The 14,650-nt window shown below is 65.3% G+C and carries 14 protein-coding genes; 8 read left to right on the plus strand and 6 right to left on the minus strand.

Going from position 1 to position 14,650, the window contains the following annotated elements:
• Positions 1–4 precede the first annotated feature (4 nt).
• Complete coding sequence (locus tag ACZ5BT_RS07490) at positions 5–826, plus strand: S1/P1 nuclease (protein ID WP_464883980.1); 822 nt, start codon at positions 5–7, stop codon at positions 824–826.
• Here the strand turns inward: ACZ5BT_RS07490 and ACZ5BT_RS07495 are convergent.
• Both ACZ5BT_RS07495 and dcd read right to left on the minus strand, forming a co-directional pair.
• Positions 823–1,356, minus strand: a complete 534-nt coding sequence (locus tag ACZ5BT_RS07495; RefSeq protein WP_464883981.1) for a peptidylprolyl isomerase — start codon at positions 1,354–1,356, stop codon at positions 823–825. The genes ACZ5BT_RS07490 and ACZ5BT_RS07495 overlap by 4 nt on opposite strands.
• A 12-nt stretch (positions 1,357–1,368) precedes the next feature.
• On the minus strand, positions 1,369–1,917 hold the full coding sequence (gene dcd, locus ACZ5BT_RS07500) for a dCTP deaminase (protein ID WP_464883982.1): 549 nt from the start codon (positions 1,915–1,917) through the stop codon (positions 1,369–1,371).
• Positions 1,918–1,947: 30 nt separating this feature from the next.
• On the opposite strand from dcd, the gene ACZ5BT_RS07505 reads away from it, so the two are divergent.
• Complete coding sequence (locus ACZ5BT_RS07505; protein ID WP_464885796.1) at positions 1,948–2,679, plus strand: zinc ribbon domain-containing protein; 732 nt, start codon at positions 1,948–1,950, stop codon at positions 2,677–2,679.
• 163 nt (positions 2,680–2,842) lie between these two features.
• Complete coding sequence (locus tag ACZ5BT_RS07510; RefSeq protein WP_464883983.1) at positions 2,843–4,483, plus strand: 30S ribosomal protein S1; 1,641 nt, start codon at positions 2,843–2,845, stop codon at positions 4,481–4,483.
• Positions 4,484–4,630: 147 nt separating this feature from the next.
• Here the strand turns inward: ACZ5BT_RS07510 and ACZ5BT_RS07515 are convergent, their stop codons facing one another.
• The gene (locus ACZ5BT_RS07515; protein ID WP_464883984.1) at positions 4,631–4,864 is read right to left on the minus strand and encodes a hypothetical protein; all 234 of its coding nucleotides are present in this window, start codon (positions 4,862–4,864) and stop codon (positions 4,631–4,633) included.
• A 52-nt stretch (positions 4,865–4,916) separates the two neighbouring features.
• On the opposite strand from ACZ5BT_RS07515, the gene ACZ5BT_RS07520 reads away from it, so the two are divergent.
• The 5 genes from ACZ5BT_RS07520 (at position 4,917) to ACZ5BT_RS07540 (ending at position 10,665) form a co-directional block, all read left to right on the plus strand.
• Positions 4,917–6,176, plus strand: coding sequence for an amidase family protein (locus ACZ5BT_RS07520; protein ID WP_464883985.1), 1,260 nt, complete (start codon positions 4,917–4,919; stop codon positions 6,174–6,176).
• 188 nt (positions 6,177–6,364) lie between these two features.
• Complete coding sequence (napA, locus tag ACZ5BT_RS07525; RefSeq protein ID WP_464883986.1) at positions 6,365–9,187, plus strand: nitrate reductase catalytic subunit NapA; 2,823 nt, start codon at positions 6,365–6,367, stop codon at positions 9,185–9,187.
• A 40-nt stretch (positions 9,188–9,227) separates the two neighbouring features.
• The gene (locus ACZ5BT_RS07530) at positions 9,228–9,809 is read left to right on the plus strand and encodes a nitrate reductase cytochrome c-type subunit (RefSeq protein ID WP_464885797.1); all 582 of its coding nucleotides are present in this window, start codon (positions 9,228–9,230) and stop codon (positions 9,807–9,809) included.
• A 2-nt stretch (positions 9,810–9,811) separates the two neighbouring features.
• On the plus strand, positions 9,812–10,282 hold the full coding sequence (locus ACZ5BT_RS07535; protein ID WP_464883987.1) for a 4Fe-4S dicluster domain-containing protein: 471 nt from the start codon (positions 9,812–9,814) through the stop codon (positions 10,280–10,282).
• A 17-nt stretch (positions 10,283–10,299) separates the two neighbouring features.
• On the plus strand, positions 10,300–10,665 hold the full coding sequence (locus ACZ5BT_RS07540) for a chaperone NapD (RefSeq protein WP_464883988.1): 366 nt from the start codon (positions 10,300–10,302) through the stop codon (positions 10,663–10,665).
• A 63-nt stretch (positions 10,666–10,728) separates the two neighbouring features.
• Here the strand turns inward: ACZ5BT_RS07540 and ACZ5BT_RS07545 are convergent, their stop codons facing one another.
• Genes ACZ5BT_RS07545 through ACZ5BT_RS07555 form a run of 3 tightly spaced genes read right to left on the minus strand, consistent with a single transcriptional unit; the run spans position 10,729 to position 14,558 of the window.
• Positions 10,729–11,691 (minus strand): aldo/keto reductase family protein, encoded by a 963-nt coding sequence (locus ACZ5BT_RS07545; protein WP_464883989.1) that lies wholly within the window; start codon positions 11,689–11,691, stop codon positions 10,729–10,731.
• 36 nt (positions 11,692–11,727) lie between these two features.
• A complete protein-coding gene (locus ACZ5BT_RS07550) occupies positions 11,728–12,708 on the minus strand; it encodes a c-type cytochrome (RefSeq protein WP_464883990.1) in 981 nt (326 codons plus the stop codon).
• Positions 12,709–12,719: 11 nt separating this feature from the next.
• Positions 12,720–14,558, minus strand: a complete 1,839-nt coding sequence (locus ACZ5BT_RS07555; protein ID WP_464883991.1) for a heme o synthase — start codon at positions 14,556–14,558, stop codon at positions 12,720–12,722.
• Positions 14,559–14,650 lie beyond the last annotated feature (92 nt).

Genomic DNA, 14,650 nt, shown 5'->3' on the forward strand with positions numbered 1-14,650 from the left:
GGCGATGAAACGAACATGGGCGCTGGTTTTGCTCTTGGGTGTGGCCCTGGCCTGGGGGCCGAAGGGGCACCGCCTGATCGCCGGGTATGCGGTCATGGACCTTCCGCCGGACACGGCGGTGGCATCCTTTTTCGCCGAACACCGAGAGGATCTCTTGCGCGCGGCCAACGACCCCGATCGCCGGAAGTCAAGCCTTCCCGGTGAGGCCGAGCGCCACTACTGGAGCAGCGAACTGTTCGAGCCCTGGCCCTTTTCCAGTTTCCCGATGTCCGAGGAAGCGGCCAAAAAGCGCTTCGGGGCCGACACCCTGGAGCGCGCGGGCACCCTCCCCTGGGCGATCGCCGAGAGCTATTGGAGCTTGGTCGAGGCCTTTCGCGACCGCGATCCCGACCGAATCCTGCGCTTTGCCGGCGATCTCGCCCATTATCTGGGCGATGCCCACCAGCCCCTCCACACCACGCTGGACTTCGATGGCCAGGCGTGGTTGAACGGTGGGATCCACGCCCTCTTCGAGAGCACCCAGATCGAGGCCTTCTGGGACGAAGGCGATGCGCCAGGCCCTTACCGGGCCCGCTTGATCGACGAGCGTCCCCTGGCGCTGGCCTTTGCCGTGATCCGCGAAGATTACCCGCTGGTCACCGTGCTCAACCGGGCGCTTTGGCGGGCCAAGCGGCTGTACTCCGAGCTCGACCGCCGCTACTACCGCACGCTCTGGCAGGGGATTTTCGGCGAGACCGCCCGGGTCCAGATCGGCCGGGCGGCAAGGCGGCTGGCCGACCTCTACCTGAGCGCCTGGATCCGGGCCGGCCGGCCGCCGCTCCCTTAGGGGCTCGCTCGCCGGGCGCTCCGGTAAATGCGTACGCTGATGATCCGGTCGCCCTGCTCGAGGGCGAAAAGGGCTTCTCGGCCGGTGCGTACCCGGCCGAAGATCGTGTAATGGCCGGTCAGATGGGGCGCCGGCCCTAAGGTGATGAAGAACTGAGAGGAATTCGAGTTCGGGTCTTCGGTTCGGGCCATGCCCACCCAACCCGCGTCGTCGTAGGCCAGGCGGGGGTCGATTTCGAGGCCGAAGGCGTAGCCCGCGGTACCGGCGCCCGTGCCGGTGGGGTCGCCGCTTTGGACCACGAAGCCGGGGACCACCCGGTGCCAGGTCAGGCCATCGAAAAAACGGTGGAGCGCGAGGAAGACGAAGGCGTTGACGGTGGTGGGGGCGCTTTTGCCCAGGAGCTCGATATCGATGACGCCTTTATTGGTTTCGATCTCGGCGAAGTATTCGAAGGCCTCGAGGTCAACCACCCTCTCCGGCCGCTCAAAGCTCCGGATCGGTTGATCGGTGAGATAGGGTAGGGCTTCCACGGCGGCTCCTTCTCAGACCTTGGGCAGGGTCACCCCGCGCTGCCCCTGATACTTGCCGCGGCGGTCGGCGTACGTGGTCTCCGGCCGCTCGCTCTCTAAGAAGATGATCTGGACGATGCCTTCCCCGGCGTAGACTTTGGCCGGCAGGGGGGTGGTGTTGGAGATTTCCAGGGTGACGTGGCCCTCCCAGCCGGGCTCGAGCGGGGTGACGTTGACCACGATCCCGCAGCGGGCGTAGGTCGACTTCCCGAGGGCGATGCCGAGGACGTTTTCCGGCATCCGGATGTACTCGATCGAACGGGTCAGGGCGAAGGAGTTCGGGGGAATCAGGACTTCCTCAGCCTCGATGGTCACGAAGGCCCGTTCGTCGAATCGCTTGGGATCCACCACGGCGCCGTAGACGTCGGTGAAGACCTTCCACTCCGGCGCCGCCCTGAGGTCGTAGCCGAAGGAGGAGAGACCGTAGCTGATGACCCCCTCCCGAACCAGGTGTTCTTCGAAGGGGTCAATCATCCCCTTCCTCGCCATTTCGCGAATCCAGCGGTCCGGCCTGATACCCATACCCGTCACTATAAAGCGTGAAGCGTTAAGATAGGGGACGTGGACGTTTCTGCCGCCCTCGCCGAGCTGTATCAGTTGCAGGAAGAAGACCTCGAGCTCGACCGGTTGCAACAGGAGATGGAACGGGTACCCCCCGAGCTCGCCGAGCTGCGGGCGCGATGGGAGCATCGCATCGACGAGCTCACCGAGCTCAAGGAGCGTTTGCGGGGCGTTCAAAAGGAGTACGAGCGCAACGACCTCGAGCTCAAGGACCTGACCCAAAAACGGAGCCAGGCACAGGAAGAGCAGCTCCAGGCCAGCAGTTCCCGGGAAGCGACCCAGTACGAAAACCGCATCCAGCAGCTCTCGACCCGGATCGACGAGCTCACCGAGCTCACGATGCCCCTGGTTGAGGAGATGGAACGCCTCGAGGCCGAGATCGACGCGCTCGAACAGGAGCTGGCGGCGCTGAAGCCCGAGCTCGAGCGGCTGGAAGCCGAGAATACCCAGCGAGTCCAGGCCATCCGCGAGCAGTACGAGGCGAGGTTGGCCGAACGTCAGAAAATGGCGAAGGCCATTCCCCCCCAGATTCTGCGGGAGTACGAGGTGATCCGCCGGGCGCGAAAGGGGCTCGGCGTCGCGCGCATGACGAAGGCGGGGGAAGCGTTCCGCTGCCAGGCTTGCAGCGTCCAGCTGCCGACCCACGTGGCGCAAAAGGTCTACCAGGGGAAAAGGGTCATCCGCTGCCCTTCGTGCGGCCGGATTCTCTGGCGGGGCGCCTAGGGTCTGCCTCCCGGGCTTTGCATTCTCCCCCGGGCTATGCTATAAAGGGAGAGTATGCCCACTGGGCAGCTCGCCGCGAAAACTCAGGCCGTTTTTCGGCGTGTTGAAGGCGGGGGAGCCTTTCTCCCGCTCCAATTTCGCGGCCCAAGGAGGATATAGGCGGATGGAAGACCAGAAGACCCAGCTGCCGGCAGGAGAAGCCGGAAACGAGACCCCAACCGACAAAGCGGCTGAAGCGGTGCCAACCATGGAAGCGGCGCTCGCCGAGGCGCAGTCCCGGTTGGGCAAGGAGATCCGAAAAGGTCAGATCGTCAAAGGCCGTGTCGTGTTCGTAGGCCACGAGGGCGTGGCCGTCGACATCGGGACCAAGGTTGAGGGCATCATCCCCTTCGGTCAGCTCAGCGCCGAGCCCCTGAGCGAGGAAGAGCTCAAAGGGTTGCTTCGTCCGGGCGACGAAGTGGAGGTCTACGTTCTGCGCGCTGACCCCGAGGAAGGCACCATCGTGCTTTCCAAAAAGCGTGCGGAGTCGGACAAGGCCTGGAAAAAGGTCGCTGAGCTCTACGAGCGGGGCGAGCCCATCGAGGTGACCTTCCGCGAGCGGGTGAAGGGCGGTCTGGTGGCCTACGTGGAGGGCTTGCGGGCCTTCATCCCGGCTTCGCAGGTCGACCTTAAGCGGAACGCGGATCTCGAGCCTTTGGTGGGCCAGACGGTCCCGGTCAAGATCATCGAGCTATCGAGGAAGAAGGGCCGGATCATCCTTTCCCGGCGCGTTTTGCTCGAGGAGGAAGAGCAGAAAAAGCGCCAGGAGGTCTTGTCGGCGTTGGAGCCGGGCCAGATCGTCGAGGGCAAGATCGTCGAGGTCACGGACTTCGGTGCCTTTGTCAATATCGGACCCGTCGACGGTTTGGTTCACCGCACCGAGCTGAGTTGGGGCCGGTTCAACCATCCGCGTGAAGTGGTCAAGGAAGGCGACGTCGTTCGGGCCAAGGTGCTCTCGGTCGACCCCGAGCGCGAGCGGGTCAACCTCTCGATCAAGGCCGCGACCCCCAACCCCTGGGAAAGCGTCGCCGAGAAGTACGAGGTGGGCCAGAAGGTCAAGGGGAAGGTCGTGGGGCTGACCCCCTTTGGCGCCTTTATCGAAATCGAGCCCGGCCTTGAAGGCCTGGTCCACGTCAGCGAGATGAGCTGGACCAAGCGGCCGCGCCATCCGAGCGAGGTTTTGAAGGAGGGCGACGAGGTCGAGGCGGTGGTGTTGAAGATCGACCCCGAGGAAAAGCGGCTTTCCCTGGGCCTTCGGCAGCTCATGCCCGATCCCTGGAAGGAGCTGCCCGACAAGTACCCGCCGGGTGCTGTGATCAAGGGCAAGGTGACCGGCATCACCCCCTTTGGCGTCTTCGTCGAGATCGAGCCGGGGATCGAGGGGCTCATTCACATCAGCGAGCTCGACCACCAGCGGATCGAGAACCCGGCCACGCTCTTTAAGAAGGATGATGAGGTGGAAGCGGTCATCCTGCAGATCGACCCTGCCGAACAGCGGGTTTCGCTCTCCCGGAAGCGGCTTCTTCCGCCGCCGGTGCCGACCGAGGAGGAGCGCCCGAGGCGCAAGCGCACCAAGGGCAAGCCAAAGCGCGGTGCGCCTCGCGATCGCCGTCCCCAGCCGGCGGAGGTGGGCGTGGCCGCGGCCTACCAGAACTACGACGCCTCGGTGGCCAGCCCCTCAAGCGCCAGCGTCAAGCTCGGTGACCTCTACGGCGATCTCCTCAAGGAGCTAAGCCTCGAGGAAGAGGCGGCCGAGGGCAAGTGAGCGCCCGCCGTGGCGATCGCCACGGCGGGCGCTCCGGGAAAAGGCGGACGAGTGCAATCTCGCATCGGTGTGTTGAAAAGCTGATAGGCGCTGACTTAGCTTCGTGAAGGTAGCCTGCGGCGGGCGATCTGCGCCCGCCGCAGGTGTTTACCCATCGCCAAAGAGGGCGTCGAAGGCGGTCTTCGAGCCCGCCTTTTTCTTCAGCCGGTAGAGATCGCCCCTGCGTTCGATCAGGCCTTGGTCGATAAGGGCAGCGAGGGCCCTCGTCAGTTCGTGTCGGGAGAGCGCCTCACCCTCTTCGTCGAGGTAGCGCATGATGTCCTTGTCACTGGCCCAGCGCAGCGCCTCGATGGCTTTGAGCACGAAGCCTCTGGTGTCCATGGCCCGATTGTAGGGCACGGCTGTGGCAGACTGAGGGCGTTGGAGGCGAGCGATGACGGTGACGGAGCTGCGGGCGGCGTACGAGCGGGGCGAGCTGGTCCCGGAACGGGTGGTCAAGTCCTACCTCGATCGTGTTCTGGTGGGGGCCGTTTATCTGGAGAAGACCGAGGGTCTGGCCTGGCCCACGCCGGAGGGGCCCCTGACGGGGATCCCCATTTCGGTCAAGGACAACTTCGACCAAAAGGGGCATGTGACCGCCGGGGGGAGCGTGGTGTTGAAGGAGGGGCCGCCGGCGGCGCAGGATGCGACCGCGATCGCGCGTCTGAAAGCCGCGGGCGCGGCCTTGCTGGGACGTACGAACATGACCGAGCTCGCGTACTCGGGGCTCGGGCTCAACCCCCATTTTGGCACCCCGGAAAACCCGAACGACCCCGCCCGGGTCCCGGGCGGCTCCTCGTCTGGCGCCGCGGCTTCGGTACGAGCCGACCTCGCCGTCGCCGCGATCGGCACCGATACCGGGGGATCGGTGCGTATTCCCGCCGCGTTTCAGGGCCTGGTGGGGTTCAAGCCCACCAACGGCCTGATCCCCACCTCGGGCGTCCTCCCCCTCTCGCCGACGCTCGACACCGTGGGGCCGATCACGCGGGACCTCGAGGACGCCTGGCTGCTGCTGTCGGTGCTGGCGGGGTGGCCGCTTCGTCCCTTCCCCAAAGCCGAGGGGCCCTACCGCCTCTTGCTGCCAACGACGGTGGTCACCGAGGATCTCGATCCCGAGGTGGAGTTGACCCTGGAGGCGGTCGTGACCCGGCTGAGGGCCGCCGGTCATCGGGTGGAGCGGGCGCCGGTGCCCGAGTTTTTGGAAATTCTCGAGCTCTACCGCCAGCATGGCTCCCTGGCCGAGCACGAGGCGTACCGGCTCTACCGTGACCTGGTCGAGCGACGTGGCGAGGCCATGGATCCCCGCGTGGCCTCGCGCGTCATGCGCGGAGCCCGCTGGAGTGACGCCGATTACAGCCAGGTGCAGGCGGCCTACCAGCGCTGGCCCCGACGCTTTTGGCAAAAGTACGGTGTCTTCGATGCCCTCATCATGCCCACGGTGCCAGTGCCTCCGCCTCGCACTGGTGACCTCGAGGGGGACGAGGCTTACTTCCGGGCGAACGCCCGGGTGCTCCGAAACACCATGCTCTTCAATTTCCTGCAGGGCCCGGCGGTGAGCCTGCCCGCATCGCCGATGATCGGCGTCATGCTGGCAGCGCCGCCAGGGCGCGATGCGGCGCTTTTTGCCGTGGCCCGGGCGGTGATGGCGGCCTGATGCCGGGAGGGATGTCCCGGCCCCTTTTTCGGGCGCGTCTGCCTTTAAATTCGTAAAAACTGGTCAGCAATAGGCTGAATCGAGTACAATTCCCACTACTACTTGGACACATGTCCCTGTTCGACGCTTGTGCCGTATGTCACGTTGAATATGCCCTTGGTACGGATGTCATCGGAGGAGGTAAGGGTATGGAAGGGAAGGGAGATCAAGGACAAAGGCCGATCGAGGTCGACCGGCGGAGCTTTTTGAAGGCCGCGGCGGCGAGCGCAGCGGCGGCTGCGGCCGGGGTGTCGGTCGGGCAGGAAACCGCGGCCAAAGCCAAGGCCGCGGAAGCCGGGTGGCGCTGGGATAAGGCCGTGTGCCGCTTTTGCGGGACGGGGTGCGGCGTCCTGGTCGCCACCAAGAACGACCGCGTGGTGGCGGTCAAGGGCGACCCCAAGGCCCCGGTCAACCAGGGTCTCAGCTGCATCAAGGGTTACTTCCTGGCCAAGATCATGTACGGCAAGGACCGGCTCACCCGCCCCCTCTTGCGCGTGAACGAGAAGGGTGAGTTCGACAAGAAGGGCAAGTTCAAGCCCGTCTCCTGGAAGAAGGCCTTCGAGGTGATGGCCGAGCAGTTCAAGAAGACCTACAACGAGCTTGGCCCGAGCGGCATTGCCTTCTTCGCCTCCGGCCAGTACACCATCCAGGAGGGCTACGCCGCCAACAAACTGATCAAAGCGGGCTTCCGTTCCAACAACATCGACCCCAACGCCCGGCACTGCATGGCCAGCGCGGTGGCGGCCTTCATCCAGACGTTCGGGATCGACGAGCCGGCCGGCTGCTACGACGACATCGACCTCACCGACACCTTCGTGCTTTGGGGCTCGAACATGGCCGAAAACCACCCGGTGCTCTGGATGCGGGTCATGGACCGCAAGCTTTCCAAGCCCGACCGGGTGAAGATCGTGGTTCTGACCACGCACCGCCACCTGAACGCCGACATGGCGGATGTGGCCATCGTGATGAAGCCCCAGACCGACCTGGCCATTCAGAACTACATCCTGCGTGAGATCGTCTACAACAATCCCGAAGCCATCGACTGGGACTTCGTCAAGAAGTACGCTGCCTTCGCCACCGGCTACGCCGATATCGGCTACGGCATGCGCTCGAATCCGGACCACCCCAAATACTCCGACAAAGAGCGCGAGACCATGATCAAGGAGCTCAGGAAGGTGGTCTCGGAGCCCGAGGCGCGGGCGCTCGCCTACCTCGGTCTGAAGCCCGGCGACACGCTGGAGATGAAGCACCGGAAGCTGGCCAGCGCGCACTGGACGATCGACTTCGAGGAGTTCAAGCGGGCGCTCGAGCCCTACACCCTCGACTTCGTGGCCGAGCTGGCCAAGGGCGATCCCGACGAGCCCCTCGAGGCCTTCAAGGACAAACTCCGCACCTTGGCCCGGCTCTACATGGAAAAGGGCCGCAAGGTGGTCAGCTTCTGGACCATGGGTTTCAACCAGCACACCCGCGGCACCTGGGTCAACGAGCAGGTCTACGCCATCCACCTCCTGCTCGGCAAGCACGCCAAGCCCGGGGACGGGGCCTTCAGCCTGACCGGCCAGCCTTCGGCCTGTGGCACCGCGCGTGAAGTGGGGACTTTCGCCCACCGCCTGCCCTCCGACATGGTGGTGAAGAACCCCAAACACCGCGAGATCGCCGAGAAGATCTGGAAGATCCCGCACGGCACCCTCAACCCCAAGGTCGGCGCCAACTTCGTGCAGATCATGCGGGACCTCGAGGACGGCAAGATCAAGTGGGTGTGGGTCCACGTCAACAACCCCTGGCAGAACGCGGCCAACGCCAATCACTGGTTCAAGGCCGCCCGCGAGATGGACAACTTCATCGTCGTCTCCGAGGCCTACCCCGGGATCTCGACCATGGTCGCCGACCTCATCCTGCCTTCGGCCATGATCTACGAGAAGTGGGGCGCCTACGGCAATTCCGAGCGCCGTACCCAGCACTGGCGCCAGCAGGTGACCCCGCTCGGCCAGGCGATGCCCGACCTTTGGCACTACGTCGAGTTCTCCAAGTTCTTCAAGCTCAAAGAGGTCTGGAAGGAACACCGCCTGCCCGACGGCACGGTGCTGCCCGACGTGCTGGCCGAGGCCAAGAAGATGGGCTACGACCCGGAGATGACCCTCTTCGACGTGCTCTTCAACCACCCCGAGCTCCGGGCCTACGCCTGGCCCGACCCGATCGCCGAGGGCCACCCCAACACCGAGGCCGAAGGCGACGGCCGGCCCATCCTCGACGCCGAGGGCAAGCCGTTTAAGGGCTATGGCTTCTTCATCCAAAAGGCCCTATGGGAAGAGTACCGGCGCTTTACCCTCGGGACCGGGCACGACCTCGCCGACTTCGACACCTACCACCGGGTTCGCGGGCTGCGCTGGCCGGTGGTGAACGGCAAGGAAACCCTCTGGCGCTTCAACACCAAATACGACCCCTACGCCAAGAAGGCCAATCCCACCGGTGAGTTCGCCTTCTACGGTAAGGCGGCGAAGAAGATCCCTCGGGGGACGCTGACCGGGCCTGAGGCCGGAACCTCGGTCGACCTCAGCGGCCGGGCCAAGATCTTCTTCCGGCCCTACATGGAGCCGCCGGAGATGCCCGACGATCGTTACCCCTTCTGGCTGGTCACCGGCCGGGTCCTCGAGCACTGGCACTCGGGAACCATGACCATGCGGGTGCCCGAGCTCTACCGCGCGGTGCCGGAGGCCCTCGCCTACATGCACCCCGAGGACGCCAAGAAGATCGGTGTCCAAAACGGCCAGTACGTGTGGATCGAAAGCCGCCGGGGCAAGGTCAAGGTTCGGGTGGCGACGAATGGCCGCAACCGGCCGCCCAAGGGCCTGGTGTTCGTGCCCTGGTTCGACGAACGGGTCTTGATCAACAAGGTCACCGCCGACTACCGCTGCCCCATTTCCCTTCAGACCGACTACAAGAAATCGGCGGTCCGAATTTACCCCGCCTGAGGGTGGGTGAACTGGGAGGATGGTTCGCATGAGAGGTGTGATGGTATCCCTGTACGTGCTGGTCCTCTCCCTGCTCCTCTTGCTCGCGTTCGCCGACAGCGACAAGAAGGGGGGAACTCAAACCGCCGCTTCGGCGACGGCGGTTACCACGATGAGCGACGAGGCCCGCCAGGCGATCGGGGCCGGGATCCGCACCAGCGATCCCCTGGCCTCGGGGGCCGAGGAACTGCCGGAGGTGAAAAACGAGGCGCCCCCGCCCGGCGCCGCCGAACCCCTGCCGCGTTCGTACGAGAACGCGCCCCCGCAGGTGCCCCACTCGCTCGACGGGCTGGTCCCGATCACGCTCGGGAACAACGCCTGCGTGGGGTGCCACGCCCCCGAGGTGGCCAAGAGCCTCGGCGCCACCCCGCTTCCGCCGACCCACCTCGAGATCGACCTCTTCACCAAGACCGAGGAAAAGCCGCTTCGCATCGATCCCTCGCGTTACTACTGCACCGCCTGCCACGTGGGTCAGGCTAAGGTTGATCCGCCCATCGAGAACTTCTTCGTCCCCGACTTCCGTTCCCCCGATTCGCAGTGGCGTTCGGACCTCTTTGAGCGCTGGAACGAGGGGGTGAAGTAGCGGTGGATCGGCGCGCCCTCCTCGGCAAGCTCTTCCCCGTCCGGGGAGGGCGCGTTTTGCCACCGTACACCGACGGGTCGACCGACTTTTCTGCCTGCGAGGCGTGCACCGGCGACTGCGTCACCGCATGCGCCGCGCAGACCGGGGTGTTGCGCCGCGACCCGAGGGGACACCCCTATCTCGACTTTGACCAGGCCGGGTGTACCCTTTGCGAAGACTGCCTTCGGGCCTGCCCCTATGAGGTCATCGGCAGCGCGAGCCGCAGGCCCCTCGCCCGGGTACGGATCGACCCCGCAGCTTGCTTGGCGCATCAGGGGACGTTCTGCGTGGCCTGCCAAAGCGCCTGTCCGGAAGACGCGGTCCGCTTCGAGGGTATGGCGAGGCCGTGGATCAACGATCGCTGCACCGGTTGCGGCCTTTGCGTGGCACCCTGCCCCACCGGCGCCGTCCGGGTGGAAGCCGCATTCGAATGAGGAGGGAGGAGACGGTCATGAACATCTCTGGCTTGGTGGTTCGCGTGCGTCCCGAGGCGCTGGATTCGGCGCTGGAGGCCATTGTGGCCGGGCGTCTCGGCGAGGTCTATACGCATGACGGTGAGAGCAAGATCATCGTGGTGGTGGAAGCGAAGGACAGCGCCGAGGAGGTGGCGCGCTTCCGGGCCCTCGAGGCCATCCCCGGGGTGGTCTCGGTCGAGCTGGCCTACACCTACAGCGAAGAGCTCGAGGACGCGCGCGATCGCCTCGAGCGGAAGGAAGGCCTCCCTGAGGTGCTGGAAAAGGACCTGCCGGCGGAGAAGATTCGCTACGGCGGGGATGTGAGGAACTGGCTCCGGGGTGAGGATTTGCTGGAGTCCTGAACGCCCACGCCTCCCTCAAAAGGGCTGCGGGGCGCGAATGCGCCCCGCAGCCCTTTTTTCGATTCAGGCGTAGCAGTCTGGCGCCGGCGGGAAGATGGCGTCGATGGCCTCGAGGACCGCCTCGTCCAGCTTGATCTCGGCCGCCTTGATCGTCTCCTCGATCTGGCCGGGGCGGGTGGCTCCGGTGATGGCCGAGCTCACCTCCCCGCGCCGGAGCACCCAGGCCAGGGCCAGCTGGGCCCGGCTCACACCGAGGTCGTCGGCGATGGCTTTGAGCTTTTTGACCTTTTCCCGGTTTTCCTCGGTCAAAAGCCGCTCGCGGAGCTGCTCGATTTCGGTGAGGCGGGCGCCTTGGGGCAGGCCTTCATCGTACTTCCCGGTGAGCATCCCCATACCCAGGGGACTCCACACCACCACGCCCATGCCGAAGCGGCTGGTTTCGGGGAAGATCTCCTTTTCCACCCGGTCGCGGTAGATGAGCGAGTACTGCGGTTGCTCGACCACCGGCGGGTGGAGGCCGTTGGCCTTGGCGAAGGTGACGGCCTCGGCGATGCGGGCCGGGGGCCACTCGCTGGTGCCCCAGTAGAGGATCTTGCCCTCATCCACCAGCTGGCTAAAGGCGCTGACGATCTCCTCCATGGGCACCTCCGGGTCGTAGCGGTGGGCGAAGTAGAGGTCGAGGTAGTCGGTTTGCAGGCGCTTCAGGCTCTTTTCGATCGACTCCCGGATGTGCTTTCGGGAAAGCCCCCGGTCGTTGATGTCCTCGCTCATGGGCCAGAAGACCTTCGAGCTCATGACCAGGGTGTGCCGGGGGTAATCCTTGAGGATCCGGCCCATGATCTCCTCGGCGACGCCGGTGGCGTAGACGTCGGCGTTGTCGAAGAAGTTGATGCCGCCCTCGTAGGCGATCTTCACGATCTGCCGGATCGTTTCCTCATCCTTCACCTGGTTGCCGTAGGTGACCCAGGCGCCGAGCGAGATGGCGGAGACCCGAATCCCCCACTGACCGAGTTTGCGGTATTCCATAGCTTCCCTCCCTTCGTAGTTTAACTGACCGATGGGTCACTGGCTTTTTGCCGAGGCCGCGGCTTGCTTTTGAAAGTCAAACCCGGGGACTCCGAGCCCCTGGAGGTAGGCGAGGAGAGCCTCGAGGTCTTCCCGGCTCAGGTCGAAGGCCGGCATGCGCACCCCCGGCTTCATCTCGGGGGCGTTTTGGATCCAGGCCTCGAGGAACGAGGGGCGGTTGGGCCAGACCCCGGAGGCGATGGTGGTGCGATTCCGAAAGAGTGTCAGATCCGGACCGGGGGTGGCGGGCGACGGCTGACCCTTGACGGAATGGCACGAGGCGCAGTGGCGCTGGAAGAGGACGAAACCCTTCTTGGCCAGCGGGTCGTCCGGGGGCGCCGGCGTGTAGGCGCGGGCGGCGCGGACGAAGGCGTCGAAGGTTTCCTGGGGGAGGGCGAAGATTCTGAGCCGCATGCGGTCATAGGCGGGGCCGTTGTACTCGACGTTGCGCCCCTCGTAGACCCCGGGGGTTTGGATCCGGAACTGGGCTTTGGTGGTTTGACCGGGGATGGCGTCGATCTTGACGCCCAGGGCGGGCAGGTCGAGGGTGTGAAAGACGTCGGCGCTGGTCACCCGTAGCTCGATCCACTGCCCCACGGGGACCCAGACTTCCCCCGCCGTGACGAGCCCGGCTTCCCTGGCTCCCCACCAAAAGCGCTGGCCGGTGAGCTCGACCACGAGCGCCGGGGCCTTCGGGGCCCGGAGGTTGCTGAGCGAGGTGATGAGCAGTACGGTGGCGATTCCGGCGATGATCACCGGAACCGCCCGCCAAAGGAGCCCCCCGCCTCGTTTTTGGCGGCGGACGTAGATCACCACCCCGATCGTTCCGCCCAGGATCACCAGCACGCTGGCAAGGGTAAAAACGATGACCCCGCCCAGATTGGCCTGGCCTTCCTCGACGCCGAAGGTCGTGGCCTGGTGGGCCACGACCAGGGAAAACAGGAACCAAAGTGGGAACAGAAGGAACGTGCGCCGCATCCCCTCTGATCTTAGAGGACGCGGGTGGGGTCGAAGGCCAGGAGCAGGAACAGGGCCGCGAGGTAGCTGAGCGAGTAGAGGTAGAGCGAGCGGGCGCGGGGGCGCTCTTCCGGACCCAGGGCCAGCTGGAGCGCCCGGATGAGAAGCAGGCTGTTGAGAATCGCCGCGCCGACGGTGTAGACCACGCCCACCTGCCCCAGCGTCAGGGGCAGGAACGAGATGATCGCGGTCAGGAGCGCGTAGAGGGTGATTTGCAGCGCCGTGACCCTCGGCCCGTAGATGACGGGAAGCATGGGGATGCCGACCTTTTCGTATTCTTCCCGGATCAAAAGCGCCAGCGACCAGAAGTGGACCGGGGTCCAGAAAAAGATGATCAGGAACATGGTCCAGGCCACGAGCGACAGCTCGCCGGTGGCCGCGGCCCAGCCGACCAGCGGCGGGAAGGCGCCGGCGGCGCCACCGATGACGATGTTGTGCCAGGTGCGGCGCTTGAGCCAGAGAGTATAGACGAGCACGTAAAAGACCAGACCGGCGAGCGCCAGCATGGCGGCGAGGAGGTTGGCCCAAAGGAGCAGGATGAGGAAGGAAAGGGTGGCGAGGATGAAGGCGAAGGTGAGGGCGTCCCGCGAGGAGATGCGCTCCGTGACCGTGGGACGTTTGGCGGTGCGCGGCATGCGGGCGTCGATGTCGCGGTCAATGACCATGTTGATGGCGTTGGCGCTGCCCGCGGCGAAGTAACCGCCGAGAAGGACGGCGAGGAAGAGCTTCCAGCCCGGCCAGCCACCAGAGGCGGCGAAGAGCGCGGCGAGCGCAGTAAAGAGGAGGAGGCTGATGACCCTGGGTTTGGTCAGGGCCACGTAGTCCATGAGCGTGGCCCGCCCCCGCTCGGAGCTTTGCCCGGGGGCCGCACCGCTTGCCGGTGCGCCTTCTTCGACCTGGGGCACCCCGGTGGACAGGGCGCTGATGGTCAGCATGACCAGCGAGAGCCAGACCGCATCGGCCAGGGCGAGGTGGATCATCTGCATCCACACCGGTGCCAGGAGGATCAAATTGGTGACCCCGGCCACGAGTTGCAAGAGAAAAACGAACACCAACAGCGTGGCGTAGCGGCGCACCGTGGGGTGGGGGCGGAGGAAGCTGGTCAGCCCGGCGACGAGCAGCAGGTAGACGCCGGTGGAGATGGCGATGAGGGGATGGAAGATGCGCAGGCGGATCAGGAAGTGGGCGGTCGGGGAAAAGTCGGCGCGGATGCCCTCGATCAGGCTGGGGGCCTTGAAGAGGGTGTCGCCTAGGGCGGTGACCGCCCCGCTCGCTCCCAGAAGACCCACCGCGAAGAGCCCGAGATAAAGGGCATACCCCACCGCTCCCTGGCCCCGTAGACGCAGGGGCGGCCCCCCGGAGGCCCAGTAGGCGTTGAGCGCCAGGGCGGCGAGGAGCAAAAAGGTGATGAGGAGGTGGACGGCCATGACCACTGCCCTGGCCACCGAGGCGTTGTAGGCCACGAGTTGAAAGATCACCAGCCCCGCCCCGGCGAGGGTCTCGACCACCATGAAGGCCATGGCCAGCGAGGCCCCGAGGCGGACGAGGTGACCTTTGGGGTAGAGCCGGAAGCTCCAGATCAGCATGACGAGGACCAGGAGGAAATCCAGGCCGCTCATCAGGCGGTGGGTGAATTCGATAATGGTTTTGACCTGTTCGGGCTGGGGAATGATCGTTCCCTGGCAGGTCGGCCAGTGTTGGCCGCACCCGTCGCCGGATCCGGTGGCGCGCACGTAGGCGCCCCAGATGATTACCGCGATGGTGTAAAACAATACTCCCCAGGCGTATCGAGCGAGGGCTCTCGACTTCATTGGTCTCGCGACACCTCCTGCAGCCGTCCCACCTTCGGTTAGGACTTATGCCCTAAGAATACATAACAAGGCCAGGGACCGCCAGGTCGGCC

It is taken from the genome of Vulcanithermus mediatlanticus (genome assembly GCF_055385885.1).